At 42.0% G+C, this 26,111-nt stretch carries 28 protein-coding genes; 8 read left to right on the top strand and 20 right to left on the bottom strand.

Features of this window, described 5'->3' with window-relative positions; genetic code table 11:
• Positions 1 to 38 precede the first annotated feature (38 nt).
• The 5 genes from ACFS6H_RS00820 to ACFS6H_RS00800 form a co-directional block, all read right to left on the bottom strand.
• A complete protein-coding gene (locus ACFS6H_RS00820; protein ID WP_386093980.1) occupies positions 39 to 530 on the bottom strand; it encodes a VOC family protein in 492 nt (163 codons plus the stop codon).
• 70 nt (positions 531 to 600) lie between these two features.
• Positions 601 to 1,422 carry a DUF6597 domain-containing transcriptional factor gene (locus tag ACFS6H_RS00815; RefSeq protein ID WP_386093977.1) on the bottom strand — a complete coding sequence of 274 codons (822 nt, stop codon included), beginning with the start codon at positions 1,420 to 1,422 and terminating at the stop codon, positions 601 to 603.
• Between the two features lie 97 nt (positions 1,423 to 1,519).
• On the bottom strand, positions 1,520 to 2,038 hold the full coding sequence (locus ACFS6H_RS00810; protein WP_386093974.1) for an ATP/GTP-binding protein: 519 nt from the start codon (positions 2,036 to 2,038) through the stop codon (positions 1,520 to 1,522).
• A gap of 6 nt (positions 2,039 to 2,044) precedes the next feature.
• Complete coding sequence (locus ACFS6H_RS00805; RefSeq protein WP_386093971.1) at positions 2,045 to 2,656, bottom strand: hypothetical protein; 612 nt, start codon at positions 2,654 to 2,656, stop codon at positions 2,045 to 2,047.
• A 303-nt stretch (positions 2,657 to 2,959) separates the two neighbouring features.
• Entirely contained in the window at positions 2,960 to 3,823 is an 864-nt protein-coding gene (locus ACFS6H_RS00800; RefSeq protein WP_386093968.1) for a COG4315 family predicted lipoprotein, read from the bottom strand.
• Positions 3,824 to 4,160: 337 nt separating this feature from the next.
• On the opposite strand from ACFS6H_RS00800, the gene ACFS6H_RS00795 reads away from it, so the two are divergent.
• From ACFS6H_RS00795 to ACFS6H_RS00770, 6 genes are all read left to right on the top strand, one after another.
• A complete protein-coding gene (locus tag ACFS6H_RS00795) occupies positions 4,161 to 4,754 on the top strand; it encodes an RNA polymerase sigma factor (RefSeq protein WP_386093965.1) in 594 nt (197 codons plus the stop codon).
• The gene (locus ACFS6H_RS00790) at positions 4,744 to 6,057 is read left to right on the top strand and encodes a hypothetical protein (RefSeq protein WP_386093962.1); all 1,314 of its coding nucleotides are present in this window, start codon (positions 4,744 to 4,746) and stop codon (positions 6,055 to 6,057) included. The genes ACFS6H_RS00795 and ACFS6H_RS00790 overlap by 11 nt, the downstream gene beginning before the upstream one ends.
• 58 nt (positions 6,058 to 6,115) lie before the next feature.
• Positions 6,116 to 6,718, top strand: coding sequence for a hypothetical protein (locus ACFS6H_RS00785; protein ID WP_386093959.1), 603 nt, complete (start codon positions 6,116 to 6,118; stop codon positions 6,716 to 6,718).
• Between the two features lie 113 nt (positions 6,719 to 6,831).
• The gene (locus ACFS6H_RS00780) at positions 6,832 to 7,254 is read left to right on the top strand and encodes an OB-fold protein (protein ID WP_386093956.1); all 423 of its coding nucleotides are present in this window, start codon (positions 6,832 to 6,834) and stop codon (positions 7,252 to 7,254) included.
• Positions 7,251 to 7,799: a YceI family protein gene (locus ACFS6H_RS00775; protein WP_386093953.1), complete on the top strand. Its 549-nt coding sequence runs from the start codon at positions 7,251 to 7,253 to the stop codon at positions 7,797 to 7,799. The genes ACFS6H_RS00780 and ACFS6H_RS00775 overlap by 4 nt, the downstream gene beginning before the upstream one ends.
• Positions 7,800 to 7,839: 40 nt before the next feature.
• Positions 7,840 to 8,712, top strand: a complete 873-nt coding sequence (locus ACFS6H_RS00770; RefSeq protein ID WP_386093951.1) for a DUF5777 family beta-barrel protein — start codon at positions 7,840 to 7,842, stop codon at positions 8,710 to 8,712.
• Here the strand turns inward: ACFS6H_RS00770 and ACFS6H_RS00765 are convergent.
• The 11 genes from ACFS6H_RS00765 to kbl all read right to left on the bottom strand — a co-directional run bounded on the left by ACFS6H_RS00765 (position 8,706) and on the right by kbl (position 19,733).
• Positions 8,706 to 9,221, bottom strand: coding sequence for a hypothetical protein (locus ACFS6H_RS00765; RefSeq protein ID WP_386093948.1), 516 nt, complete (start codon positions 9,219 to 9,221; stop codon positions 8,706 to 8,708). The genes ACFS6H_RS00770 and ACFS6H_RS00765 overlap by 7 nt on opposite strands.
• 164 nt (positions 9,222 to 9,385) lie before the next feature.
• On the bottom strand, positions 9,386 to 9,934 hold the full coding sequence (locus ACFS6H_RS00760; protein ID WP_386093945.1) for a dihydrofolate reductase family protein: 549 nt from the start codon (positions 9,932 to 9,934) through the stop codon (positions 9,386 to 9,388).
• A 45-nt stretch (positions 9,935 to 9,979) separates the two neighbouring features.
• Positions 9,980 to 10,489, bottom strand: coding sequence for a hypothetical protein (locus ACFS6H_RS00755; RefSeq protein WP_386093942.1), 510 nt, complete (start codon positions 10,487 to 10,489; stop codon positions 9,980 to 9,982).
• Positions 10,490 to 10,531: 42 nt separating this feature from the next.
• On the bottom strand, positions 10,532 to 11,611 hold the full coding sequence (locus ACFS6H_RS00750) for a serine hydrolase domain-containing protein (protein WP_386093939.1): 1,080 nt from the start codon (positions 11,609 to 11,611) through the stop codon (positions 10,532 to 10,534).
• On the bottom strand, positions 11,608 to 12,465 hold the full coding sequence (locus tag ACFS6H_RS00745; protein ID WP_386093937.1) for a hypothetical protein: 858 nt from the start codon (positions 12,463 to 12,465) through the stop codon (positions 11,608 to 11,610). The genes ACFS6H_RS00750 and ACFS6H_RS00745 overlap by 4 nt, the downstream gene beginning before the upstream one ends.
• Before the next feature lies 1 nt (position 12,466).
• Positions 12,467 to 13,180, bottom strand: coding sequence for a hypothetical protein (locus ACFS6H_RS00740; RefSeq protein ID WP_386093934.1), 714 nt, complete (start codon positions 13,178 to 13,180; stop codon positions 12,467 to 12,469).
• A 231-nt stretch (positions 13,181 to 13,411) separates the two neighbouring features.
• On the bottom strand, positions 13,412 to 14,488 hold the full coding sequence (locus ACFS6H_RS00735) for a ligand-binding sensor domain-containing protein (protein ID WP_386093931.1): 1,077 nt from the start codon (positions 14,486 to 14,488) through the stop codon (positions 13,412 to 13,414).
• 154 nt (positions 14,489 to 14,642) lie between these two features.
• Positions 14,643 to 15,734, bottom strand: a complete 1,092-nt coding sequence (locus ACFS6H_RS00730) for a serine hydrolase domain-containing protein (RefSeq protein WP_386093928.1) — start codon at positions 15,732 to 15,734, stop codon at positions 14,643 to 14,645.
• Positions 15,735 to 16,012: 278 nt separating this feature from the next.
• Positions 16,013 to 17,149: a hypothetical protein gene (locus ACFS6H_RS00725; protein ID WP_386093925.1), complete on the bottom strand. Its 1,137-nt coding sequence runs from the start codon at positions 17,147 to 17,149 to the stop codon at positions 16,013 to 16,015.
• A gap of 272 nt (positions 17,150 to 17,421) precedes the next feature.
• Positions 17,422 to 18,120: an energy transducer TonB gene (locus ACFS6H_RS00720; RefSeq protein ID WP_386093922.1), complete on the bottom strand. Its 699-nt coding sequence runs from the start codon at positions 18,118 to 18,120 to the stop codon at positions 17,422 to 17,424.
• 425 nt (positions 18,121 to 18,545) lie between these two features.
• On the bottom strand, positions 18,546 to 19,733 hold the full coding sequence (gene kbl, locus ACFS6H_RS00715; RefSeq protein ID WP_386093919.1) for a glycine C-acetyltransferase: 1,188 nt from the start codon (positions 19,731 to 19,733) through the stop codon (positions 18,546 to 18,548).
• A gap of 190 nt (positions 19,734 to 19,923) precedes the next feature.
• On the opposite strand from kbl, the gene ACFS6H_RS00710 reads away from it, so the two are divergent.
• Entirely contained in the window at positions 19,924 to 20,130 is a 207-nt protein-coding gene (locus ACFS6H_RS00710) for a hypothetical protein (RefSeq protein ID WP_386093916.1), read from the top strand.
• 135 nt (positions 20,131 to 20,265) lie between these two features.
• Here the strand turns inward: ACFS6H_RS00710 and ACFS6H_RS00705 are convergent, their stop codons facing one another.
• Positions 20,266 to 23,118, bottom strand: coding sequence for a M16 family metallopeptidase (locus ACFS6H_RS00705; protein ID WP_386093913.1), 2,853 nt, complete (start codon positions 23,116 to 23,118; stop codon positions 20,266 to 20,268).
• A 651-nt stretch (positions 23,119 to 23,769) separates the two neighbouring features.
• Complete coding sequence (locus ACFS6H_RS00700) at positions 23,770 to 24,000, bottom strand: hypothetical protein (RefSeq protein WP_386093910.1); 231 nt, start codon at positions 23,998 to 24,000, stop codon at positions 23,770 to 23,772.
• Between the two features lie 48 nt (positions 24,001 to 24,048).
• Between ACFS6H_RS00700 and ACFS6H_RS00695 the strand changes: the two genes are divergently transcribed.
• Positions 24,049 to 24,816, top strand: coding sequence for an oxygenase MpaB family protein (locus ACFS6H_RS00695; RefSeq protein ID WP_386093907.1), 768 nt, complete (start codon positions 24,049 to 24,051; stop codon positions 24,814 to 24,816).
• Between the two features lie 3 nt (positions 24,817 to 24,819).
• Here the strand turns inward: ACFS6H_RS00695 and ACFS6H_RS00690 are convergent, their stop codons facing one another.
• Together ACFS6H_RS00690 and ACFS6H_RS00685 are read right to left on the bottom strand one after the other, a co-directional pair.
• Complete coding sequence (locus ACFS6H_RS00690; protein WP_386093904.1) at positions 24,820 to 25,272, bottom strand: GNAT family N-acetyltransferase; 453 nt, start codon at positions 25,270 to 25,272, stop codon at positions 24,820 to 24,822.
• Positions 25,273 to 25,293: 21 nt separating this feature from the next.
• Positions 25,294 to 26,055 carry a creatininase family protein gene (locus ACFS6H_RS00685; protein WP_386093902.1) on the bottom strand — a complete coding sequence of 254 codons (762 nt, stop codon included), beginning with the start codon at positions 26,053 to 26,055 and terminating at the stop codon, positions 25,294 to 25,296.
• Between the last annotated feature and the right edge of the window lie 56 nt (positions 26,056 to 26,111).

Genomic DNA, 26,111 nt, shown 5'->3' with positions numbered 1-26,111 from the left:
ATTGTTTGTTTTCAGCAATACAACTGTTATACCTGCTGTTAATGGGAGGAATGCAGGCCCAGTTTATTGCCCTCGGTATCTATAAACAGGGCAAAATATCCCATTTCAGGACTGATCATGGTTTTAGGTACAATTGTTTTACCGCCGGCTGTTTCAACTTTACTCAAAACAGGTTGCAGGTCCTTACCGGCATTCAGGTAAAGTACCGGGCCGTCGGTAGTAGGTTTATAATCATGACCTTTTGCCAGTACTACATTTATCGTTCCTTCTTCATTTGGGAATATGCCCATTTTTACACCGTCCATGTCCATCTCTTCAATAGTTAAGCCCAGTATGGTTTGATAAAAATTACGGGCTCTGGTGAAATCTGTAATGGGGATCTCTGCAATGGAAATTAAATTTTTCATGTTTCCGGTTTTTGTGGTGATAGAATCTGTTGTTGATGCGGAGCTGCCTGTACCGGCCTGGTTATTACAGGCAGTGAGTGCGGTAATGGTCATAAGGACTACCGCAAATAATTGTTTTTTCATGTTTACCGTTTTTTAATACGGCACAAAGAAAACATCCTGTTTACACCGGGAATTGTATAAATGCGACAGTTTACCTGGTTGTATAAAAAAGGGAGGAGAGGGTCATGTTATCGTGGTCTAAAAAATCTTTCGGGTTAATGCCGGTAAATGCTTTAAAATCTTTAATAAAATGTGCCTGGTCAAAGTATTCGCTTTCGTAGGCTACATGGGTGAGTGATTCGTTCTGCCGGCTGAGTAATAATTTTAAGGCAGCCTGTAAACGGATGATCTTACCGAGTTGTTTGGGACTAAGCCCTACCTGTTTATAGAACTTTCTTTCCAGTTGTCTTCTTTTCGCCAGGTTGTTTTCCAGTAGTGTATTAATGGAAGTACTTCCCTTTGCAGCCAAAAGTGCATCAATAGTGTTGGTCACAATACTATCGATGGTGGGTTTGTGCCGGAACCTGTCCAGGAAAAATGCTTCCAGTATTTTTATCCGTTCCTCATTGCCGGTTGCGGTAATGATCTGTTGCTCCAGTGTTGTTGCCACCGTTTCACCAAACAGGTCAGCGATCGGGGTTTCTTTATTGGCCAGGTCTGTTACCGGTATATCTACCAGGTTAGCAAAACCATAAGGATAAAAACGGGCAGCAAAACAGTGTACATAACCGGTGGGTTCAATTATAAAAGGTTCGGTGATCTGTCCTACCACTATGGCAGGGGGTTGTATAATAAACTCCTGTTCGCTGGTATAACGCCGGATATCATCGCCTAAAATGAAGATCATTTCCATACAGCCATCGGGTACAATCCGTTGTTTTTGCGCTGGTACTTCGGCAGGCACTTCCAATGACCAGTAACATTTTACCAGGAAGGCTATATCGGTATGTGGTGGAAAGGTCTGGTAGTTCATATTAAATGATGTACATGTCTTGGTTTGCTAAAGGGTAAGGGGAGTGATTCTTGTTCTTTTTGGATACGATAAAAATACAAATATCAGCGTTGATTTATTATTCAAATTGATACAAAGCTTCCAGTACTTGCTGCTGCCTGTTTGCCAGGTTACCATTAACTTCTATTGTTTTTATGCTTATATCACTTAGCCATTCCTGTACAATATCGTTTACCCGTAGCCTTAAACGTGGCAGGTCCGATTCCCCGCATGGAATAAGGTCCGGGTTTTCTACCGGTACAAATACCAGGAGATCGATCTGTGTCAGCGCATTTGTCATATCCGCATACAAAGAGGTAATATCCCTGGATTTACTTACGGCATGGATATAGGGTAACAGGTCTAAAGGACAACGGTCAAAAATCACTTTTTCTTCAGCAGCTTCGGTTTGTTCTACCGCAAGGTTAAACTGGGCAATATAATCATCGATAATTGGTATTTCCGAAAATAAATATCCCTGTTCCTCCAGTTGCCGGTATGGCTCCTGTATCAACAGGTAACCGGGTAAATGTGTGGTAATCGCTTCTGCCAGGCTTGTTTTGCCTACCCGGTGTGCTCCTGTAAATGCTATCCGCATACAATGTTAATGCCGGTTATTAATGTTTGTTATTATATCCTTTTGTTCTATGTTGTCAGCGCCTCCGGATGTGAAAAAACGCCACTTATCCGCTGTAACGGTTGAAACATATACACTAACCGTTCCGCAGTTGTTTTTTGTATTATTTTTAAACGATTCGTAATTACCCTGTGCCATGATAGAACTGTTTTCGAACCAATATATCCAGTCGCCGGTTTTAAAACTATAACCCATGGTTACAGGCCCTCCGGCATTGCATTCAGGATAAGCACCCACCGAAAAATTACCCTTTGCATAAATTTTCCCCGAAGGATAGTAATATATCCATTCTCCTGTCTGTACCAGGTTAAACTCCATATGCGGGTCTATTATAAGTTGACCGATTGCATAATAACCATCGGGAAATAAAAAAGTATCCAGGTATGTATAGAATTGTTTTATTGTATCAATTGGGTGCGATGGACTGGTTGAAACTGATATATTGACTATTGTACTGTCAAGTTTGCCCGCTTCGTATAAATTTTTACATTTTTGCCACACGATTGCCGGGCTATTTTCCGGTTGTGCAAATACAATGAAAGGAATAAAAATAAATAAAAGGATTAAATATTTTTTCATTTTTTATTGTATGTGATGGTCATTTACTAACATTTCGGTATGACAATATACAAAAAAAGCTAAGGGGTAAAAATGAATCCTGTTGTATTAACAATATGTTTTGTTATGGGGAATAGGATATGTTATATCCTGGTGATGATGCTTGATATCTGCGAGGATGTTGTTTTGAAGGAAAAAAATAAATAGGATGTTCTCCGTTGATTTTGATGAAAAGGCCGGGGATACAGATAGTAATCCTTTCTGTATCCCCGGCCTTTGACCTTTGTTGTCTCAAAAATATTTATGGCAACTTACCCGGAAAATTTAGGGCTTCGGTGCACTCGTCGCATCTTTTGTTATTACCGGCCAAACCGAACCGGGCGGTTGTGAGCCGGGAACTGTTATGCCTTTGGTAGCGCCGCGAAGCATATTGTCTGCACTAAAATAATAAAGCGGCCAGCCATTGTAGGTTAATTGTTTTCTGCCAAAAACATCCATTATTACAAACAGGGATTTATTCAGGGTGGAAGGCACTACTATCGAGGTGGTCTCATAAATCGGCCAGATGGTATTGTTGCTGAAATCAGCGGCTGTAAAGTTATTGTTTAAAGCACTGTCCCTTATAAATAAATACAGGGTATTGCCTTTGGCGTCTGTGAAATAGGACGTTCGGCCATCTCCGGCAGTATAATCACTTTTATAATTGGTGCCATTGCCTCCCGTTAGTTGATGGTTGGCAATCATAATGGTATAATCGGGTTTGGCAACAAACCAAACATTACCTATACCTTCGCCTGTAGTTGTTCCGGCTGCTTCATACACATCGCCGGGTGTATAGTAATATAAAGGCCAACCTTTATAAGCTAGTTGTTTTTTACCTGAACTTAAGGTTATTGACGTAAAATCGGCAGCAGCTAAGCCTTCATCGTACAGGTTACTCGTACTATCCGGATTAAGCGGTTTCCAGTTAGTAAGACAACCGCCGCTACAGTTTGAAGCACCATTAGCATCATTGGAAAAATAATAAAGCGCTCTTCCTGTTTTGTCTACTAAATGTTTGCCAAGTGTGGGGCTGGTTGCAAGATGGATATTCTTTGTTGCAGGATTTTGGTCCGACTCATTTTTGTTGCACGAATGAAAAGCAAGGGTCATGGTACCGGTAAGTAAGAGCAAAAAGAAGTGTTTCATGTTTTTTATTTTGAAGTGAGGTTTTATAAATGCGGCAGCGCATTTACTGGTATTTTTTATAACTGCTATTAAATCGGTATTTTACAGGTAATGGTTGCCTGGAGATTTCTTTTTGTGGATAACTGGCATTGATGCGGCAATGGTTTGCTTAAAATAAGCGGTTCCCGGGTTTGATATAAAGCTCGTATCTGTTTATTTATTAGCGAAATAGATATATCGGATTTTATATATTTAACAATACGACACGAAGGCTGGCCAGGCATTTTACCGCTATTCAAAATAGTTTTACCATAAGGCAACCATTTACAAAAAAGATACGTTTATACGGCTAATTTTAATGGAATCGCACTTAGCTAGTCAGGCAACAGATATTCAGGGGATATTAACCGGCTGTGCAAATCAGGACAGGATTTGCCAGAGAGAATTTTATAAAAAATTCTATGGGTTTGCCATGAGTATATGTACCAGGTATACCAATGTGTATGATGAAGCACTGGAGCTCGCCAATGACGGTTTTTTAAAAATATTCAGGGCCCTGGCTAAATTTAAAACTGAGCAGGGGGAAGTTGAAAACCAGCTAATGGCATGGATTAAGAAAATAATGATCAATACCTGTATAGATTTTATCAGGTCAAAAAAAAGTAAAATTGTCTTTTCTCCCATACCCGAGTCGCCGTACGCGGAAAATCCTGTTTCCGAAGATTATATCATTGAAAAAATTTCCATAAACGATATCCTGGTGTTGATTAATAAATTGTCGCCATCGTATAAAACAATTTTTAATCTTTTTGTAATAGACGGGTATACCCATGAAGAGATAGCCTCCATGTTGCAGATCAGTGTAGGTACTTCAAAATCCAACCTGTTTAAAGCAAGACAACATTTGCAGAGCCAGTTAAAAAGAAACGAACTAAGTATGTATGAAAAATGATTTTTCAGATATCGAACAAGCATTAAAGGCGGAAGCTGCCCAAAATTTGCCTGAGTTCAACGAAGAAGCCTGGCATAAAATGGAAGCCCTGCTGGATAAAGATGAACGGAGGCCCAAAATTATTTTTTGGTTTTCCGGCATCGCTTTGCTAATACTGTTACTTACTGCACTGTATTTAGTGAACAGGAAAAATAATCCGGATAAAATCGGCGATAAACAAATCAGCAATACGGGAACCGCTAAAGAAAACCAGCCGGCAACCACAGGAGCGGCAGGCAGTACAAGCCATATAATAAATGAACATGATTCAATGGACAAGCATATTGCAGTTAACTCAGATCTTGCCGATAAGATGGATGTGGAGGATCGAACTGATAAACATGTTACCGTTAACCGGAATTTTACCAATACAACAAAACTTACACAGCCATCTCAAAGCCGGCCCGTTCTTGTAAAACCATCCAGGAAAAATAAGGGGGCTGATAACCGTGGTTTTGTCAAAAGCCAGGTGCAAAGTAACGATGCAGCAGCCAATGAGGAGAGGATTGCAGAAAAAGAAAATAACATGACGGTAAGCATACCGGTAAGGGAAGTGAAAAAAACTGAGGTGGATAGTCAATCAACTACTGTAGCCGCCACAGAAACAATGCCCGCACCATCAGTAACACAAAGCGATTCGGCTAAGACGGAAAAAAAGGATAAAAGTATAAAAACGAGCAGGTTTTATGTTACCGGGGTTATCGGAATGGGTACTGATAAAACATCATTAGGTAGTGCAAGCAAACTAACGCCAAAATATGGTGTGGGTGCAGGCTTTGCCATTAATAATAAATGGTCGCTAGGCATAGGGGTGCGTGTGCATAGAAAAATATATACAGGAGGCCCTGATGATTACCGCGTAAAATCGGGTTACTGGAGCATGGTAGATATACAGGAAGTGGATGCCAATTGCCTGGTTTATGAAATACCGGTTACGGTCAATTATAATTTATTTGAAAAAAATAATTACCAGGTTTTTGCCTCAGCCGGTCTGTCATCATTCATTATGAAAAAGGAAAAGTATGATTTCTCTTATATAAACAGCAGCGGACAACAGGCAAAAGGTGCTGCCAACTATACCGGTAATAAACATTTCTTTTCCTCCATTAATTTAGGTATTGGGGTTTCTAAAAAAATGAATAAGCGCCTACAGCTTTTTGCAGTTCCGTCAGTAGCCCTGCCTGTAAATGGTATCGGGGAAGGAGCCATAAAACTAAAATCTTTTGAAATAGCAGCCGGCTTCAATTACTTTTTGTTTAAATAGCCACACAGGCAACCATTTGTTTTAATTATACGTTGGTGTATACTATAAAACAAATAAGATGAAGTACAGGCTTTTATTATACTCTTCATTTATCATGGTGATGGGTACATGTTTAACAGTTGTATCCTGTGGTAAAAATGAGCCGGATGTAACAGACCCCAATGCTGACTGTGCCGCTTCAGGCTTTGCCGTAACAGCGTCGGCGACCAATACACCGGGCTGCGGATCCCAGGGAACGATTACTGCTTCTTCCACAGGCGGTACAGGCACTATTACCTATAAATTGAATGCCAATGGGACTTATCAAAGTTCAGCCGTCTTCTCCAATGTAGCGGCAGGCAACTATACCGTTTTTGCCCGGAATAGTAATGGTTGCGAAAAATCCACTACTATAACTGTTAATAGTGATAATACCGAAGGCCCGTTGTTTACCCAGGTAAAACAATTACTGGCCACAAGATGTGTGAGCTGCCATAATACCTCTACTCAAAGCGGTGGAAAAGATTGGACAGTGAGTTGCAATATTGTCAACAATAAATCACGTATTAACCAAAGAGCGGTAATTGAAGGCACCATGCCTGCAGGTGGCCCGCCATTAACGCAGGCGGAAAAGAACCTGATCATTAATTGGTTAAATGCAGGTGGCGATTTGAATGATTAATGTATATCCTGGTAGCTGTCATGGCTTGATGTACTGTTTGTAAACCGCATCGCCGGTACAGCGTTTCATGGAATGATAATTTCTCCTTTCATATGATTAATGGTGAACATGCAATGAAAAGAAAATGGTGGTTATACCTTATTGTTCTGGTGATCGTTAGTGCGGCAATTTATACCTGGAAAGAATATAACCGCAAGCCCCCTGACTTAATGTATTCCACTGCTGATGCAATTGTAAAGGCCGAAGCGCTTGCTGCAGCTTTTGAAACGGATGAGGCTGTTGCTAATGAAAAATACCTGGGAAAAATAATTGAAGTGGATGGCGTAATAATCAATGTGAATGCAACGCAATCGCCTGTGCATATTGTTATTGGTAATGAAGATAGTATGCATAATGTCGGCATTAGCCTGGCAGGCAGTAAGCAAAATATACATGAGTTAAAAAACGGGATGACTATTACTGCCCGGGGTGAATGCACCGGTTTTTTAATGGATGTTGAATTGAATAATGCGGTTATTATAAAAACGAAGCAATGAAAATCCTGATCGTTATTGGTGCGCTGTTTTTATCGGCACACCCCGGCCTGCAAAAAACAAAATATTATACCAAGGCCGCCCAAATTAGTTTTTACTCCAGTACAAGTTTTGAGAATATTGAAGCGCATAATAAAGCCGCTGTAGCTGTATGGGATATAGCCAGCGGGCAAATTGACTTTTCGGTACTGATTAAGGGCTTTGAATTTGAAAAGGCCTTGATGAAAGAGCATTTTAACGAAAACTACCTGGAAAGTGATAAATACCCCAAGGCCGGTTTTAAAGGGAAATTAAATAAAGCGGTATCATTAGAAACGGACGGAACTCAAAATCTTACGGCAACAGGGGAGCTTACCATACATGGAATTACAAAAAAAATCACAGCACCTGTATCGGTAAGTGTAAAACAGGGAAAGTTATCTGCAACCAGTGTGTTTACTATTGCTCCGGAAGATTACGGTATAAAGATCCCGGCAGTAGTAAGAAATAATATCAATAAAGAAATTCAAATAAAAATTAATGCAGCCAATTTTATTGCCTCTAATTAAACTATTCATTAAACGGGAGTATTGTTTTGTTTTGTGTTTTTTGAGTGTTACTGCAATAACATCGTATGCACAGGAAGACTCGCTGATGAACGCGTTAGAAGCAGAGCAGGCAAGGGTGCCGGCAAAGGTTACAGGGGCTTTTAAATCTACCAGGGTTATTAATAATCATTCCATGGAGATGCTGGCTACCGGAAACCTGGATGTAAGAATATTGCACCGTTTTGGGTATATTAATAATGGGATCAGCGAGCTTTTTGGATTGGATGATGCATCCATGCGGATGGGTTTTGATTATGGACTCACCAAAGATCTCAATATCGGCGTTGGACGAAGTACGTTCAGAAAAGAGTTAGATGGTTTTGTAAAATACAGGATCTGGCAACAAACAACCGGGGCAAAAAACATTCCTTTCTCAGTTATTTTGTTGCAGGGGATCAGTACCTGGACGGAAAAGTCGTTTACCGGTAAAGTGAGTGTGGAGGATAGAACAGCTTATTATACACAGCTGATCATCGGCCGGAAATTCAGTGACAGGTTTTCCCTGCAGTTAATGCCTACTTATCTGCATCGGAATATGGCTTTTGAAACGGGTTACAATAAGGACAATATTGCACTCGGTATTGGCAGCCGGATGAAAATAAGTAAAAGAATGGCACTTACGCTTGATTATACCCATTCCTTTACCGATCTGCCGGATAACTATTATAATGCTTTATCTTTTGGCATAGATATAGAAACAGGGGGGCATGTATTCCAGATGCATTTTTCAAATGCTTCCGGTATGAATGAACGTGCTTTTATAACAGAAACTACCGGCGATTTTTTTAATGGTGATATACGTTTTGGGTTTAACCTTTCAAGGGTTTTTTCAATGAAAAAGAAACCTGCCGCCAGGCAGTCAAAGGTTTATTGATTCCTGTCAGGCTCAGGGGATATATTTTCCTGCTCCATGGAAAAGATCACGCTGGTGATCTTCCATTCATTGTTTATTTTAATAAGTCCCCAGGACTCTTTGCCCCACAATCCTTTCCTGCCACCGGCCCAGAAACTAAAGTCGAAAGTAACAGAAGCAATACTTCCATCCGTATCAATATTGACATTATAAAATTTTTCCTCCTTGGTCGCACCCTGCGTAGTTGTTCTAAACCAGGTTTTATAATCGGAGGTCTTATAGTCTAAAATATTGGGACTGTTCTGTGATCTTTTTGCCTGCGTTTTTTCTTTATATACCCCTATCCAGGTTACATGACCTTCGTAGAAAAGGTTGTAAAGACTGGTACTGTCTTTTGTTTTGAGACTGTTCATAAATGTATGGAGTACCTTATTTAAAGCGTCCCTGTCTTTATCGGCTGATGATGAATTCTGGGCTGATAAAACTGAATAACTCAGCAGGAACATTGTAATTACCACTATGGTTTTCATATGACCTTCATTTTTCTATTTTGTATTATAAGATGGAAATGGCCTGATCCGGGCCTAAAAACGAATTTGATGTTTTTTTGAAGAAGACCGATGAACTTAAGTTAATAAATGAACCGGCTACCCCCCGGCGGGTTTATTGTATGTTGTTATGGCACTATACTTTTTTATCTGGCAGGTTCATAATAAAGTATAATAGCCCCGGAATCAAAGTTTTTGGTATTGATTAATTTAAGATTGATCCTATGATCGATGTTTTTAAATAAAGGCAAGCCGCTTCCCACTACTACCGGGTGTACACATATCTGGTATTCATCAATTAAGTCGAGTTGTGTTAAGGATACGATCAAACCCGGGCTACAGGCAAAAATAGCTTTACCCGGCTCCTGCTTCAGTGCTACCACTTCTTCTTCCAGGCTGCGGGTTGCCAGGGTTGCTGTTTCCCAGGTGAGCTCTTTTAGGGTACGGGAGAATACAATTTTTGGAACCCGGTCAATGGCTATTGCAAAATCATCCATGGCTTTATTGCCGGTGGGCTCTTTCAACACCGTTTGCCAGTATTCCATCAGCTGGTAGGTGGTTCTGCCATACAAAGCAACACCTGCCTGGTCTAACAGATCGGTATAATGGTCATGTATGGTTGCGTCAGGGGTAATGACATCATGATCGCAATACCCGTCCAGGGTCATATTGATGGCAGCAATTAACTTTCGCATGTTGTTATTATTGATCCGGGAATGAGGAGGGCATACTGATGAATATCAAATATTCCCGGCTTGTTTTTTAGCGCCCCAGCGGAAAGTTACAAATAATAACATGATCAATACTACACCCTGCAACACGGTAAAGAAGTTGATGATGGATTTTGTTACAGGATCCTGTGTTAACCCTTGGGTTTTCTCAGGCTTTAATGCCGATAAGGGCGGATAGACCGTCCAGTCGCCTGAACAAAACCCTGAAAATGTGCTGACGAGTAATGTTAATGCAATAATAAGCGCTATGCCAATAATGACCAATACCCGGTTGGAACCTGTTCGCTGAAAGGAATAGCGGAATTCTTTAATAAAATAAAGAAGGAAGGTGATCAGCAAAAAAAGCGGTAGCCATACACGAAAAGGCTCCAGTATAAAATAGGTATCACCCACATGAATGTCCACCGTGTTGCTGAAAGCAGTACGGCCTCCAATAAGAAGGGATAGTAATACTGTCAACCCCAGGGAAAGGGCCAGCCAGATGACTTCCATTAAAAAACGGTTAGCTGATTTTTGCATGATGGTGGTGTTTTACAGATGTTGTTAATACCCGATATGACATTAGTTCTTACGCCCGCTCCTGAAATAATAATCAGCCAGCGCATTGGCAATAAGTCTTGGGTTTGCCTCATCCGTATTGGTAAGGATGATAATGGAGAGCCCGTCATTCACAAAACGTGCATATACCGACCTGAACCCGATATTGGCCCCGCCGTGTATGATTAATTTACGTCCCTTGTATTCCTCTATTGTCCAGCCAAAGCCATAATAGTCTTTGGCATCCGCTTTGTCCGAGGTTTTAATAACCGGTTGCCATAACTGTTCCCAATTATTTTTTTGCAGGATGATCTTTTTTTCTCTTAAGACCTTATCCCATTTGATCATGTCCGAAGCGGTGGAAAGAAACCCGCCACTGGGTCTTACGGCAAACATGGCCGTGGCATTGATGAGCGTATCTTTCTTATGCATATAACCATTGGCACGGTTGGGTATGATGCGGTAAAATTCGGTCAGGTAACTATTATGCATACCTGCGGGGATAAACAGTTTTTCATGAATATAGTCCTGCCATGGCATACCACTTACCTGCGTGATGATCTCGGCCAGCATAAAATAAGCCAGGTTACAGTACAGGTATTTTTCTCCTGTTTTATAAGCCAGGGGCAGGTTGTAGGCCGACCTGATCACATCTATATCGGGTTGAATTTTAAAATTATCATAACCCGGGGCTTCCCTTTGCAGGCCGGATGAGTGGGACATGAGGTGTTTGATGGTAATAGGCCTCCAGGTTTCGGGCGCATCCGGGAAGAATTTATGTACTGAATCACTGATACCCAGTTTTCCTTCTTCCATGAGTTTCATAATGGCCGTAGTAAAAAACTGTTTACTCACGGAACCCAGCCGGATCACGGTTTCGGCGTTTACCGGTACATTCAGTTCCACGTTGGCAAGGCCGTAACCTTTATTTACCACCGGTTGCCCGTTTTTTATAACAGCAAGTGAAAGCCCGACAATCTTTTGTTTCTCCATCATTTGTTTGACAATGATATCGGTGCTGTCCACTTGTGCAAATACAAAGGATGGCAACAGTAAAAGTAAGACCAGCAGTTTGTTCAGCCGGCTTTTATTGGTTTGTATCATTTAAGGCTTATTTTATAGTTAAACTTAAGAACTTTTTTCCGCCAAAGTGTTAATACCTGTTCAGCGGAAAGGTGGTCATCTTCCTGCCGGATGGTTAACCGGTCACGGAACGAACTTACATATTTTGACCAATAGTTTCCTTTAGAATCGTTCAGTAAAAAATAAAAACCGGCATCGCCCGGTTTTTTCCCGGATGATTCTAAAACCAGTTCACCGGCGCTTGTTACACCCGGTACCATAATAACCGTTGCATTCCCCTGCGGTAACGGAAATACCGCTTTGATACAGGTTTGGCCCGAGGGCAGGGTACAGGTGCCGTATATGCCGGAATAAATAACCTGTCCGCTTGCCGCAAAAGTCCTGAGCCAGATGGTATATTTTACCTGGTTTGATACAGGATGGGTTAGTGTGATGATCTCGCTTTTAAGGGATTCCGCATTTTTTATATTCCTTGTGGGAATATGTAGCTGGTTGATCCTGCTGCTAAATAGTTTATTGACCAGGATGCCGAAAAACTTAAAGAAAGGATTCCATTGTACACTGAAGTCTAGGTTGTATTCTGCAGTTTTTTCATAAAAATCAATAACCTTCCAGGATAAACACGATAAATCGGATGCCGGCAGGTTAAGCAGATCAAAGGAAGGGATCAGGCCCTGTGACAGGGTATTTCTTTCAATAACTAAATTTTCTTTTTGTGCTAATTGCTGTATAAAAGCTTCGCCTATCCCGTTTACATTACCAAAGGGTCCCATTAACCAGGGCATATCATCCGGGTTTATTTTTTTGCCGGTAATAATTACCCATTGCTGGGTAAGCCAATCCTGGAACTTTTGGAGGGGGTAAGCTAAACCCATATCAGTTATTGGTTGAGGGTTTGGGTATGATGTTTACCCGTCCATTCCATTGCCCAAACTCCGAAAGGGGCCTGAAACGTAAGGTGGTAAACTCAATATGAAAATCTTTGCGGTCTCTTTCTTTCATAGCGTTTATATGTCGTTTGGGTTGCGGTATGGTGCTATGCCCATGCACCATATCCGTCATTTCTTTTTGCGACTTCCAGATGGAGAAAGTAGAAATGGTGCGGGGAAGCCGGATGGATGCCAGCGATAAAGTGGTGCCGGGATGATCCCGGACTAATTTTTCTACCGGCCTTCCCCACCGAATGAATCTTGGGATCTCCGGCATTTTCATACGGGCCAGGGTAATGGCCACCACTACCGCATCAGGGTTGTCGGGTTCAGTGGTAGCGGCCGGTATGTCGAATTCAGTTATTTTACCCCATTGCCGCATAAAGGCTAACCTGGTATGCCAGCCTTTTGCCAATACTTTACCAAAACTATTTTCCGCTAAAAAATGATCAATAGCCGCTTCATTCTCCCATTGGGCAAATACCGCCACTTGTCTTATTAACATACGTGACGGGGAAAAAACAGGCGAGCCTAATGTCATCACCGTCATGCATTCGGTATGTATTAAACCGGGATTGTTTTTGGGGCTGGGCGGGGCTATAATGGCCTTTAAGGCGGTGAGTGGAGAAGTTTTAACCAAATGGTAGGTGAATATGCTCATTTGCTACTATTGACGATGAAGATAAGGACAAAAGGGCAATAGCATGAGCTTACTTTCAATCGATAGTGCATCATCAGTTTTTTGCTTCCCGTAATTTAAAAGGTCAAAAACAGGTTCTTGCCTATAATTGGAAAACAGCGTTGACCATACCAATAGGGGGCGTTAAATTATTGTTTTTAATTCTTCCTTTGATTTATGCGAAAAACCGGATAAGCAATGCGCTTGTATTTTTTAAAACTGCCTGTCAAATGAGTTTCCATTAAATTGATATACGCCACCGCCAGCCATTCCAAAAAGTAAATTGTTATTATTGTCTTTATAGATTGTCCAGATCATTGGTTGGGAAAGTTTATGGCTGATAGTATAGTTTGTCATCGTTTTGCCGTCATATTTCCAGGCCCCGGAATCCCTGTCTCCAAACCAAATATTTCCATCACTATCTTCTTCAATGGCAAAAACGGCTTGAAGCCCTTTATTTTTATTGAATCCCCTGCTTTGCGTGTTTGCTTCCAACTCATTTATTGGGATGGATTTTCCTAGTTCTTTTGAGAAGTGAATGATAGCATCTCCGTTTTTAAGCAGTACACCAATGCCATTATTTCCTATCCAAAGCCGGCCCTTTGAATCTTCGAGGGTACTCCTGATATGAAGACCATCCTGCTCATTGTTAATCCCCAACGTTTTATTATTCAGAATGGTCATATTGCTTCCATTATACCCAAAAACACCCGCATAAGTACCGATCCACTGCATATTGTGTTTCCCTTTTGAGAAGCTTGTAACAGCATAGGTATTGCCACCAGGAACGGTCACCGGATCGGGGAAGGCCAGATAATTTAGTTTTTGTCCGTCATACTTATTTACACCTTGTTTTGTTCCGGCAGAAAACCACAGGTCAAAGTCTGTCTTCTTCCATTCGTTTTCTGCATTTTCATTTACGGTGTGGTTTTTAATGGTTTTCCCATCGTAACTACTTACTCCATTTTGTGTATCAAACCAGATAACGCCTTCCCTGTCTTCCTGAATGGAACGGATCTGATTGTCTGCTAAACCTTCTTTTGTTGTAAAGTATTTGAATGTCTTTCCATTATAAAAGCCTGCTCCTTCATTTTGACTGCCAAACCAATAGTTGCCTTTACTATCCTGGAGAATAGCTCTTATTCCGGATGTGAATTTTAAAGTATCGGCACTTAAAGTTGCTGCCAATCCAGGCATGCCGGTTTCTTTTTCGGCTGATCTGTTTTCAATACAGGAAAAGTTGATGATCAATATGAGGAGGAAATAAATCAATTTTAAGTTTTTGTTCATTTCTGATTTTCTAATATGACACACCATGGTTAAGTATAAGCTTAGTGCGGGATCAGCAACACTATACTTATAGCCGGGCGATATGTTGGTTAATAGATAATTTGTTTAAAATTAATACTTTTACCTGCGAACCTACCTGTTTTGACCAATAGTTTCATTCTTTTGGAATGGTATAAGGTTGATGATGAAGAATAGAGAATATTCCGTTATTAATGGGGTTTAAATCAGTGTCAAAATTATTGCAGAGTATGACGATAAGGATGTTTTCATTAACAATATGTGTCATGATAGAACGGAACCCATTAATGGCTCCCTGGTGAAAAATGAAGTGCATTTCTTTGTTCAAGCCAGGTACAATGAATTTGGTTATTCCAACACCGTACCCATAGTTTGATAAAACCGGGGTGAACATTAATTCCCTGCTTTTTTTAGTAAGTAATTTATCTGCATACAATGCTTTATCCCATAAAAGCAAGTCGGCTGTTGTTGAGTAAACAGCACCCGCCGAAAAGATGGTAGATGATAGATCAATATAGTCTGCATTCAAATACCTGCCGGAATTGAAAGTATATCCCTTTGCAATTTCTTTAATAATGGTTGAATCGTTTTCAATACCTGTGTTTTTCATTTCAGCAACAGCTAAAATGTTTTTTTGTAATACTTCCGCATAACTTTTCTTAGTAACTTCTTCGATGATTGCCCCCAAAATATAATACCCTGTATTTGAGTATTTATATCCGGTTCCGGGTTTTGCTAAAAGACTATCGCTGCAAAATTGCTGGATAAAGGCTTTATGCGTGTACGTATGTTTGCTGATATCAGGAAAGAAATCATCACGTTCCGTATATTCGGGCAGGCCAGATGTATGTGTTAGTAGTTGGTGTATGGTGATCCGGTCGCCGGTTTCTTTTTTGTAATAGGGCAGGTATTGGGTAATTGTGGCATCCAGGTCAATTTTACCGGATTCAACAAGCTGCATAATTAAAACAGCCGTAAATTGCTTGGTCAATGAGGCAATGCGGAATCTGGTGGTTTTTGAATTAGGAATATCAAATTCCCTGTCAGCAAAACCATAACTTTTTTCAAAAACCACTTTCCCTTTCTCCGCTATTAAAATATTCCCACTGAATTTATTCAAATTTGTATATGCCTGCACCAGGTTATCTATCATCTCCTTTTGCGCCTGGGGGAAAACGGGAGCATTTATTTGTGTTAAGATAAAAAGCAGGAGTATGAATTTTTTCATTTGCTGTTCGGGTGATTAGGTATCGTATCCGAAAACGTTATTTATAAAGGTTTTTGGACTTGTCGTTTGGGGAAATTATCAAAGCACAAAACCTGAACAAGGTACAAAAGTTTGATAAGAACACAAAGCTAGAAATGATCCGTTACCCTGGTTGATACAAAATTTGTGTTGGTAATAGTTTTTATGTGTTGGGCTACATCGTAACATTCGTCAGCCTAATAAATTGCTCTATTGTTGAGAGTAAGAATAACGATTATTGCAATGACCGTATAAAAAACTTACCAGTTTGTTTTTCTCCATTCTTCAAGTGACATTTTTACTAATGTTGAAGACGCTGAACCCTCCTGCCTGTTTGCCAATGGGGAAAAGAATACCGTAAACTCTCCTGAACCTTCTTTGCCTCCTCTGAAACGGATATTTATTGTAAGTGTGTGTGTGTACTGGATTGCACTATATCGTTTGTACTCTTTAGCTGTCATCGGCAATACTGGTTTAAAGCCTTTTGGGATTTCAATGTCTTCCATTGTAACGTAAAACAGCTTTTCCTTTTCAGTGGAAATTGTTTCTATAAAGTAGCTCGTATATTCATGGAATATTTCTGTTTCAGGATTAAAAAAACGCAGTTTGGCAAGCTCAGGAATTAATAAGTCGTTCTCAATACAGGTTCCGGTTAACATAATATCAAGCCCTCTTGAAGCACTTCCTTCATTGGTAATTATCCATTCAGCAGTCTGTTTTTCCCCGGCTTTTATATCCAGCACTATCCCGCTTGCAACTGTTTTAAATTGGGTTAGCCCTAATTCGGGTGGCTTCTTTTTGTCTTTTTGAGCAAAGTTTAGTTTGACCTGCTTTGTTAACTTGTTTTGGTTAAGGTATTCATAACCTGTTAACAAATTTGAGGTATCCAGGTTAATGAATTTGCCCAATTCCGTTAAGAAATCTTCAACGAAATGAGATTTATTTTGACAGGCAGTGATAATATTGTCAAATGAATAGTTGTTAATAAGAATACCGGACCATAATATGTCTTTATTTTTAGTAAAGTCAACTTTCCTTGAGCGGTTACTGATAGTGTCCTTTAAGACACCATTGATGTTCAGTCCTAGATATAAGGAATCGCTGTCGTTAACCAAAACGCTCAGGGCGGTGGTTTTAAATGCTTTTGATAAGTTAGCAGCCAGCTTGTTCAATTTTTTTATGTGCTGATCTTCGGTTTCCTCATCATAAATGGATATCCAGCTCCGGTCTTCAGATATTGAGATAATGACTGATTTGTCGGCATCGTTTTCGTCATCAACTTTTAAAAAGCCAGCTTCTGTATTAAGCTGTATGATATAATTGATGATCAGTTCATTGAGGTCCGGTTGATTGGGGTTCAAGACCTTTAATTGTACGTTTGTAAAAAAAGCGCCCATCTGGATGTGTAATTGCGTTAAGGTTGTTGTCAAAGCCCGCTACTCACTTACCGGACACAATATAAATAAAAAGTACCTGATCAATGTTCCTGAAAAGTTATAAGTTGTAAGTTTTAAGTTGGACAATTCATACACAAAAAAGCTGGCAACTCAACGCCACTGGTGTTAGGCATAAAGCATATACCTTTCAGTAAGCCCCAGTTGTTTGTGGCCCATGGTTAGCCCATCCGGCAGTTGGATAAATAAAAAAATGAGATTTAGATTATGAATGTTTAACGGATATTCAAATATATTTCTACTTCCCGATATTGTTCTACACTACGTCCGTTTTGTATAGCTGGCTTCCATTTTGGCATAGCAGCTAAAATTTGCATTACATATTCGTCTATAGACTTGTCGACTCCCTTCAATAAAAAAAAATCTTTTGGTGTCCCGTCGCTAGAAATTGTAAAGCCGTATTTGACACTCCCCTTGACTTTCGCAAATGTATCTGGCATTGAGGCAATAAGGTTAGTATTTAAATAATGTTTTAAAGCCTTCTCTCCTCCAAAAAAGCTTGCAAAAATTTCTACCTTTTCAAAATATTTATCCCCTTTCACTTTTTCATTTGCATTCTTTGAAACAGATACGCCTGACTGTGAAAGGGTAGTGTCAATTAAAATAGTTGTAGGTGATGGTTTTATTGTTTCCATTTTAAAATTTATAGTCGAATTACCATCAATTTTTTCGATGGCACGACTATAATTAATATGTGTACATATAATACTATCATATTTCTCCGATATCAGCGCCGTATAATTTCCGTCTTTATCTGTCATAGTACCATAGCTAAATCCTTTAAAAGTTATAGATGCTAAGGCGATTGGCCGACCATGTACATCAACAACATTTCCATGCAAAATTTTCCCTTGAGAAAAACATTCTGAAATAATGAGTAGGGAAAGCGTTAAAAATAAGAGTGTTTTAATCATGATGAAAGGGGCATATTTTTTTGCAATAAAAATGGACTAACACAAATTGACATACTACAAATGCAATATACAAAAAAGTGTATCAGCTAAAAATGAAGTTATAAATGGACCATAGTGTTCCTACTGCCCAAAGGCTGCCCGATGCGCAGGGTTTAGTGCGCAGTGCAACGAAGCACCGGAGCGAAGCGGAGCCCGTAGCAGCGGGGACTGCAGCTGAGGTGAGTTACCGGCGCTCAAAGCCCCGTAGAAGTTATAAGTAATAAGTTTTAAGTTGTAAGTGGCAGCAGGATAAAAGGATGAAGTATATGCGGCAGGCTATAAGGTGAAAGGTGTAAGGTATAAGGTAGAGGATGGGCCCAGGCATAAAAAAGCCGGCTATCTAACGCAGCCGGCTTTACTTATAACTTATTACTTACAACCTATCACTATTTCAGTACTCCCAATTCCTTACCAATTTTGGTAAAGCCGGCAATGGCTTTATCCAGGTGATGTTGCTCGTGGGCGGCGCTTAATTGTACCCTGATACGGGCCTGGCCCTTGGGTACCACGGGGAAGAAGAAGCCGATCACGTAAATACCTTCATTCAGCAGTTTGGCGGCAAAGTCGGCAGCCAGCACCGCGTCGTATAACATGATGGGTACAATGGGGTGATCGCCGGGTTTAATATCAAAGCCCGCTTCGGTCATTTTGGTGCGGAAGTATTTGGTATTGAATTCCAGTTTATCACGCAGCTCGGTGGTTTCGGTCAGCATATCCAGTACGGCAATAGAGGCGCCGGCAATTGAAGGGGCCAGGGTATTGCTGAACAGGTAGGGGCGTGATTTCTGGCGTAACATCTCAATCACCTCTTTTTTACCGGAAGTAAAACCGCCGGAGGCGCCGCCTAAGGCTTTACCCAACGTACCGGTGATGATATCAATTTTACCCATTACCCCGCGGTATTCATGGGTACCACGGCCGGTTTTGCCCAAAAAGCCGGAGGAATGACATTCGTCGATCATGATCACGGCATCATATTGCTCGGCCAGGGCTACAATTTTGTCCAGCTGGGCAATGGTGCCGTCCATGCTAAAGGAGCCGTCGGTTACAATAATGCGGCTGCGGCAGGAGGCCGATTCTATTAACTTGGCTTCCAGGTCGGCCATATTATTATGCTCGTAACGGAAACGCTGGGCCTTACACAGGCGCACGCCATCAATAATGGAAGCGTGGTTCAGTGCATCGGAAATAATGGCGTCCTGCTCATTGAACAGGGGCTCAAATACCCCGCCATTGGCATCAAAGGCGGCGGCATATAAAATAGTATCTTCTGTGCCCAGGAAGGCAGAGATCTTTTGTTCCAGCTCTTTATGAATATCCTGCGTGCCGCAGATAAAACGTACGCTGCTCATGCCATAACCATGGGTTTCAATGGCTTTATGGGCTGCTTCAATTACTTTGGGGTGGGAGGACAGGCCTAAGTAGTTGTTGGCGCAAAAGTTTAAAACGGTGCTGCCGTTCACTTCAATTTCGGCCCCCTGCGGGCTTTTGATGATGCGTTCTGATTTATATAAGCCTGCCGTTTTAATATCTTCAACTTCGGCGGCAATACGGGCGGTAAATGTTTGATTCATTGCCTAAAATATTTGTGTGCGAAGATAAGCGGGATAGGGCCGCCAAGCGTACTTTTTGTGGTAAAATACCGCGTTAACATTAATTAACCCCGTTTCAAACGTTTGTTTTAGGAAAGGCGAACAAAATTATTTTACCTTTGTTGTAACATTTTAAATGCAACCGGCGTCTAAAATGCTAAACCAACCACTCATGAAAAGAAAATGGCAAATATTATGTTTCATCGCTTCCATTACCACGGCGGGTCTGATGCTGCTGTATGCGGCTAATCCTGCCGAAGAGGAGACCAATGCCGAAAGGATGGAAGAGAGCAGCAAGCCATCAAAAAAACAGGATCTGCCCGGCCAGGGCTTCTGGAACATGCTGCCCAGCGGTTTTTCGCTGTCCACAGGTTTTTAATCAGCACCCGTCTTTAAAAAGACTGGCTGTGTTGCCATACACATCCCGGATATTTGTTTAAACATTAATTTTTTTTGCACATAAAATGAAGCGCCCCTCCTAGGAGGGGCGCTTCATTTGTTTGAGTTGGCAGAATTAGAATCCTTTTTTCTGTACGGGGTTGCCGTCGCTGTCCAGCTCTATGATCTCGTAACCCAGTTTTTGCAGTCCGGGTAAAATTTTAGCTTTATCACCTACCAGTAACACGTTAAACTTGTCAGGCGTTAACCATTTTTTGGCCAATGCATCAATCTCTGCCTTGGTAATATTGTTGATGATCTTGTTTTGTTGCTCAACATAATCACCGGGCAGGTTGTAGTTTAAAATATTGCCGATAAAACCTGCTTTCTGGAAGCCGGTCTCATAACGCAGGGCATCACGCTGACCGATGGCATTTTTCATAAAGGTCAGTTCCTCGTCGGTAATACCGCCGTTTACATAACCTTTAATCTCTTTCATCAGCTCAATCATGGCGCTGTCGGTAGCTTCGGCTTTAATGCCGGCGCTGAACTCAAAATCACCGGTTTGTTTACCGCCGCTAAAGCCGCTGCGGGCGCCATAGGTCCAGGCTTTATCCTCACGCAGGTTCAGGTTTAAACGGCTGTTAAAGGCGCCGCCTAATACATAGTTCATTAAACCAGCTTTGTAATATTCGCCGGTGGCATCGTATTTCAGGTCGGTAACATAACCTACACGGAATTCGGTTTGTGCCGATTTAGGTACGTCTACCAGGTAAATTTTGGTTTTTTCTACTGCAGGCGCTTTAGCCAGGGTTGGTACCACAATATCTTTTGCCGGCAGGTTGTTTAAAAAGGCCAGTTTAGGTAAAACATCCGCCTCTTTAATATCACCCACTACCACTACTTCCACACCTTTCGATGTCAGGGCATTGTCGTAAAAGTTTTGGATATCCGCTAAAGTGATTGCGCTAACAGATGCTTCTGTACCGTTTGAGCTGGTACCAAGAATATGGTTTTTGCCATAATTGATCTTGGCAAATACATCGTCGGCAATAGCTGCCGGCTGCGATTTGGACATTTTAAAGCTTTCCAGTACCTGTTTTTTATTGCGGTCAAAATCGTCCTGGTTAAACTTCGGACGGAACATTCTTTCCTCCAGCAGTTTCAGGGTAGCATCCAGGTTTTTTACCTGCGATTGTACCTGGAAAACTATTTTATCGTTGGAGTTGTATACCGATACCGAGCTGCCCAGAGTTTGTAACTGCCTGCTGATCTCTTCCGAAGTATAATTTTTGGTATCCTCGTTCATCATAGTAGTGCCTAAAGAAACCAGGCCGGCTTTGGACAGGTCATTGGCTTCCATAAAGCTACCGCCGGGTATGCTGATGCTTAAGGTTACCGTAGGTATCTCAGTGTTCTCTGCTCCAATGATTTTAATGCCGTTGGGCCAGTCCTTTTTCCAGTAAGCAGGCACTTTTACCACGGGGTTAGGACCGTTGGCAGGTATCTTGCTGCGGTCAAAATTATCCTTGGCTTTTACATATTTTAAATTATCGTAGCCATAATCAGGCGCACGGTAGCCGTCCTTGTTCACGGTATAGTTATTCTCACCTACAATAAATTTCTCCTGGCCTTTGGGTAAAGCGCTTACATTTAAGCTGTGTTTGTATTTAATGTATTTGTTATACACCCGCATCACATCTTCCTTGGTAACCGCCTGGTAACGCTTTAATAACTCGCCTAACATATTGGGGTTGCCGGCAAAGGTTTCAAAAGCAGCTAACTGCGATACTTTACCGCTTACGCTCTGCAGGCCATTGATCAGCTGCGATTCGTACCCGCCTTTAAATTTGGCTATATCCTCATCGGTTACACCGCGTACTTCAAAACTATCCAGGGCATTGTTCAGTAAATGGAACATGCTGGCCAGTGATTTACCGGGGAAGGGGACTACCTGGAACATGAACTGCCCGGATAGTTCTGATAAACCGCTGCTGGCGCCTGCCTGTAGGGCCAGTTGTTTTTTTACCAGTTGCTGGTATAATACCGAGTTATTACCCTGTCCCAATACCTGCGCCAGGCAAGCCAGTGCGGCCTGGTCGGGGTGGTAATTAGGAACCGTTGGGTACACCTGTAAAAACAGCGGGAAACGGGCATAGTTATCGGTATAACTGGCAAAACGGTGTTTCTCCAGCGTGGGCACCATCTTGTCCATGTTTTTTACTTCGGGGCCACGGGGAATGCTGCCAAAGTATTTCTGTACCAGTCGCAGTGCTTCTGCCGGTGTAACATCGCCCCCAATGGTCAATACGGCGTTGTTGGGGCCGTACCAGCGCAGGAAAAAGTTTTTAAGGTCGTTCACGTTTACACGGTCCAGGTCCTCTACATACCCGATGGTTAACCAGGAATAAGGGTGTCCGTACGGGTAAAAATTCTGTGCAATTACTTCCGACACCAGTCCGTAAGGTACATTGTCCACACGCTGGCCTCTTTCGTTTTTCACGGTGCCGCGCTGTACCTCAAACTTCTGCTGGGTAACGGCATCCAGTAAAAAGCCCATACGGTCGGCTTCCAGCCACAACATTTTTTCCAGCTGGTTGCTGGGCACGGTCTGGAAATAATTGGTGCGGTCCTGGTTGGTGGTACCGTTCAGTGTACCGCCCGATTCGGTCACAATTTTAAAATGCTGTTCATCGGCCACGTTATCACTTCCCTGGAACATCATGTGTTCAAAAAAGTGTGCAAAACCCGATTTGCCGATCTCCTCCCTGGCCGATCCTACGTGGTAGGTAACATCCAGGTGTACCACCGGGTCGCTGTGATCCTCGTGTACAATAACGGTTAGTCCGTTCGGTAGCCGGTACTTCTCGTATGGTATCACCAGTTCGTTGCCTTTTTTGACAACTTTTTCAATAAGTTTAGCCTGGCTAAAGCCTGCATACCCGGTAAAGATCGCGGCTCCGGCCAATAGAAGTAATTTTTTCTTCATGTTGTATTTTCGTTTGGAATGGTTACAAAGTAAGGAAAACCGTATAAAATACAACCACCGTTCGTCATAATATGACTATTTACGGCAAGGTTCTAACCTGTTTTTAATCCGGCACCTGGTTTTTTGCAAGAGGGGCTGTGGGCTGCAGTAACACCGTTCGGCTACAGTTCCCGCTGTCCGTTCTACTCCGCCACACCCCTGGCCCCAAAGGGGTATCCACGCACAGGCCTTCAGCGGGGTGCCACTGCCATCGGGCAGCCTTTGAACAGCAGACCATCGGGCAACATACCCCTAAGCCTCAACAAGTGGGCCCGGTATGATAAAGGATGCGGCCGGTAAATGTCATGATGCCAGGATATTATTGATGGTAATACGAAAGGCCGGTGTTGCTACCGGTCTTTTTTTATGCAATGGTCATCCGTATCAACTAAAAGCAGGAAGAGCGATCTGCGACCCCGCAGGGGTCGAATGTTCATTTGTAATGAATATGTCTAAAAATATATGATGCCGCTGGCATCAAAAAAAATCAGCTTTTTGCCTTGAGCTTTCAGCGTTTATTTCATGATCCATAAACGATCAACTGATACTGTATAATGCCGTGGGCGTCGGAAACCGCTTTCAGCTTTTTGCCTTGAGCTTTCAGCGTTTATTTCATGATCCATAAACGATCAACTGATACTGTATAATGCCGTGGGCGTCGGAAACCGCTTTCAGCTTTTTGCCTTGAGCTTTCAGCATTTCTTCCATGATCCGCAAACGGTCAACTGATATTGCATAAATGCCGTGGGCGTCGGAAACTGCTTTCAGCTTTTTGCCTTGAGCTTTCAGCGTTTCTCTATAAGCCATGAACTTAACCCCATTCATCATTCCATCATTCATCATTCAGGCATTCACTATTCAGCCGTACCTTCACACAAACCTTTTGAGAACATGCACCCTTTTGTAGCCGAAAATTCAATTGTGAGAAAAATATGGGGTAAAAGCGATACCATACTTTTCATTTTTGCCGGCGCCGCGGCCGAGTTTGCCTTAAATAAAGCGGTGGACTGGTTATACTTTACCGGCAAGTTGCCTGCTGATCCCCTGGGCCGGCTTTTTTCCACGGTAGAATATGCCCGCAAAATTATTTTTACACCGGAATTGCAGGCCCACCAGGCCATTGATACCATGAGCAAGATTCATACTGCAGTAGAGAACAGCCGCGGCGCTGTTATACCTGACTGGGCTTACCGGGATGTGCTGTTCATGCTGATACATTATTCCATTGCAGCCTATGAGCTGCTGGAACAAAAATTAACGGAATCGGAAAAAGAAGAAGTGTACCATGTGTTTTATAAAGTAGGTACACGTATGGGCTTAAAGGAGCTGCCGCCTGATTATATAAGCTGGTTGCCGGTACGGGAACAGCACATGATCAACGACCTTGAAAAAAGTGGTTATACCGAAGACCTGTTTCAACAATATAAAAAACACCTGGGTGCCATGCGGTTCAGGGTGCTGATCGAGGGACAAAAACTGGTAGTACCGGAGCGGGTGAAAACAATGTTGCATTTTAGCGATTTCTCGCTGTTAACTCCCGTAGTACCTTTGTATAAGGTGAGCCGCCTGATGAAGATGGACTGGTTGCTGAAAAATATATTGTTGCCGTCCGCCTATAAGGATAAGATCAACCGGCTGAATGTGTACCCCGGTAAATAGAGCTTAGTCCAGCACTTTCTCAAAACAAACACTGTTATCAATGCCGGCATATTTACCATAATTAGGAATAACTGTGTAGTTATTTTTGTGATAAAGACTGATGGCTTCCGGCTGTTTTTTACCGGTCTCCAGTATACATTTTTTATACTGTAATTCTTTGGCCCAATCCTCTAAGGCTGTTAATACTGCGGAAGCAATACCGCGGCCTCTTTTTTCCGGTAACACATACATGCGTTTTACTTCCATAATACCGGGCTCATATTCCCTTAAAGCCCCGCATCCTACCGGCAACGCATCTTCATACAAAACAATGGCGTGTTTTATGGTATCCACTGTGTTCAATGCTGCATAAAATGCATGCTCATCCCCGTCGCGGATGGCCAGGTCTTTATCCAGCTCGGATACCAGCTGCCGGAAATGAGGATTGTCGGAATTGGTTCTTATTATATGAAACATTGGTATTGTTTTAGGTGGTACTTACCCGTACATATCATTTATATCCAGCTTATCCAGCTGTACCAGGGCATCAGCTATTTTTTGGGTAACCATATTAAAAAATACTTCGCCTTTTTCTTTGGTGGCCAAACGCGGATCACCAATGCCGGTATCGGCCGTTACTTTTGACCATTGCCGTTCGGCCCAGATCCAGCCTTCGGTATAGGCTTTTATCTTGTGTTTTTTCTCTTTGCCATCACCGGCTTCGGCTAAAGGTAATACCAGCTCAGGCGCTAAATGTAATAAAAGACTGGTCTCCATTTCATCGGCATGGTCGCCGGCATTTTCAAAATAACTGCGTTTATCCGGTAGCTGAAACCAGTTGCAGACAGAAATAAACATACCGGGAAATTTAAGACCCAACTCACGGATCATCGGTTTAAAGTCATTCCCGCCATGGCTGTTCAGGATAAATAATTTGTGGATCTGCTGCCGGTTAAGGGTTGCCACAATATCTGATAATATTAATAATTGGGTACTTGGGTTCAGGTTAATATCCAGGGTAATATCGGCCTGGCCCGTGTTCACGCCAAAGGGAATGGTAGGCAATACGATCACTTTACTGCCCTGCTCCCAGGCAGTTTTTGCCGCCGCAGCTGCAATCTCCGTTGCTTCTATATTGTCGGTTGCATAGGGCAGGTGGTAATTATGCGCTTCGGTAGCGCCCCAGGGTAAGATGGCAATATTAAAATTGGTCGCCTTAATTTGCTTCCAGTTGGTCTCGGCTAATATATATGGGCGCATGAGCGTTTTTTTATGATTGATAATTGAAGCTAATACTTTTTATAAATACCTGTTCA

The sequence above is a fragment of the Terrimonas rubra genome, from assembly GCF_042686025.1.
Classification (GTDB): domain Bacteria; phylum Bacteroidota; class Bacteroidia; order Chitinophagales; family Chitinophagaceae; genus Terrimonas; species Terrimonas rubra.
Note: the sequence above shows the minus strand (reverse complement) of the source record. Positions and strands in the feature narration are given on the sequence as shown.

Excerpts from the sequence above, each read along its gene's own strand:
- ACFS6H_RS00820 (WP_386093980.1), bottom strand. The coding sequence starts at position 530 with ATGAAAAAACAATTATTTGCGGTAGTCCTTATGACCATTACCGCACTC.
- ACFS6H_RS00815 (WP_386093977.1), bottom strand. The coding sequence starts at position 1,422 with ATGAACTACCAGACCTTTCCACCACATACCGATATAGCCTTCCTGGTA.
- ACFS6H_RS00810 (WP_386093974.1), bottom strand. The coding sequence starts at position 2,038 with ATGCGGATAGCATTTACAGGAGCACACCGGGTAGGCAAAACAAGCCTG.
- ACFS6H_RS00805 (WP_386093971.1), bottom strand. The coding sequence starts at position 2,656 with ATGAAAAAATATTTAATCCTTTTATTTATTTTTATTCCTTTCATTGTA.
- ACFS6H_RS00800 (WP_386093968.1), bottom strand. The coding sequence starts at position 3,823 with ATGAAACACTTCTTTTTGCTCTTACTTACCGGTACCATGACCCTTGCT.
- ACFS6H_RS00795 (WP_386093965.1), top strand. The coding sequence starts at position 4,161 with ATGGAATCGCACTTAGCTAGTCAGGCAACAGATATTCAGGGGATATTA.
- ACFS6H_RS00790 (WP_386093962.1), top strand. The coding sequence starts at position 4,744 with ATGAAAAATGATTTTTCAGATATCGAACAAGCATTAAAGGCGGAAGCT.
- ACFS6H_RS00785 (WP_386093959.1), top strand. The coding sequence starts at position 6,116 with ATGAAGTACAGGCTTTTATTATACTCTTCATTTATCATGGTGATGGGT.
- ACFS6H_RS00780 (WP_386093956.1), top strand. The coding sequence starts at position 6,832 with ATGAAAAGAAAATGGTGGTTATACCTTATTGTTCTGGTGATCGTTAGT.
- ACFS6H_RS00775 (WP_386093953.1), top strand. The coding sequence starts at position 7,251 with ATGAAAATCCTGATCGTTATTGGTGCGCTGTTTTTATCGGCACACCCC.
- ACFS6H_RS00765 (WP_386093948.1), bottom strand. The coding sequence starts at position 9,221 with ATGAAAACCATAGTGGTAATTACAATGTTCCTGCTGAGTTATTCAGTT.
- ACFS6H_RS00760 (WP_386093945.1), bottom strand. The coding sequence starts at position 9,934 with ATGCGAAAGTTAATTGCTGCCATCAATATGACCCTGGACGGGTATTGC.
- ACFS6H_RS00755 (WP_386093942.1), bottom strand. The coding sequence starts at position 10,489 with ATGCAAAAATCAGCTAACCGTTTTTTAATGGAAGTCATCTGGCTGGCC.
- ACFS6H_RS00750 (WP_386093939.1), bottom strand. The coding sequence starts at position 11,611 with ATGATACAAACCAATAAAAGCCGGCTGAACAAACTGCTGGTCTTACTT.
- ACFS6H_RS00745 (WP_386093937.1), bottom strand. The coding sequence starts at position 12,465 with ATGGGTTTAGCTTACCCCCTCCAAAAGTTCCAGGATTGGCTTACCCAG.
- ACFS6H_RS00740 (WP_386093934.1), bottom strand. The coding sequence starts at position 13,180 with ATGAGCATATTCACCTACCATTTGGTTAAAACTTCTCCACTCACCGCC.
- ACFS6H_RS00735 (WP_386093931.1), bottom strand. The coding sequence starts at position 14,488 with ATGAACAAAAACTTAAAATTGATTTATTTCCTCCTCATATTGATCATC.
- ACFS6H_RS00730 (WP_386093928.1), bottom strand. The coding sequence starts at position 15,734 with ATGAAAAAATTCATACTCCTGCTTTTTATCTTAACACAAATAAATGCT.
- ACFS6H_RS00725 (WP_386093925.1), bottom strand. The coding sequence starts at position 17,149 with ATGGGCGCTTTTTTTACAAACGTACAATTAAAGGTCTTGAACCCCAAT.
- ACFS6H_RS00720 (WP_386093922.1), bottom strand. The coding sequence starts at position 18,120 with ATGATTAAAACACTCTTATTTTTAACGCTTTCCCTACTCATTATTTCA.
- kbl (WP_386093919.1), bottom strand. The coding sequence starts at position 19,733 with ATGAATCAAACATTTACCGCCCGTATTGCCGCCGAAGTTGAAGATATT.
- ACFS6H_RS00710 (WP_386093916.1), top strand. The coding sequence starts at position 19,924 with ATGAAAAGAAAATGGCAAATATTATGTTTCATCGCTTCCATTACCACG.
- ACFS6H_RS00705 (WP_386093913.1), bottom strand. The coding sequence starts at position 23,118 with ATGAAGAAAAAATTACTTCTATTGGCCGGAGCCGCGATCTTTACCGGG.
- ACFS6H_RS00700 (WP_386093910.1), bottom strand. The coding sequence starts at position 24,000 with ATGATGAATGATGGAATGATGAATGGGGTTAAGTTCATGGCTTATAGA.
- ACFS6H_RS00695 (WP_386093907.1), top strand. The coding sequence starts at position 24,049 with ATGCACCCTTTTGTAGCCGAAAATTCAATTGTGAGAAAAATATGGGGT.
- ACFS6H_RS00690 (WP_386093904.1), bottom strand. The coding sequence starts at position 25,272 with ATGTTTCATATAATAAGAACCAATTCCGACAATCCTCATTTCCGGCAG.
- ACFS6H_RS00685 (WP_386093902.1), bottom strand. The coding sequence starts at position 26,055 with ATGCGCCCATATATATTAGCCGAGACCAACTGGAAGCAAATTAAGGCG.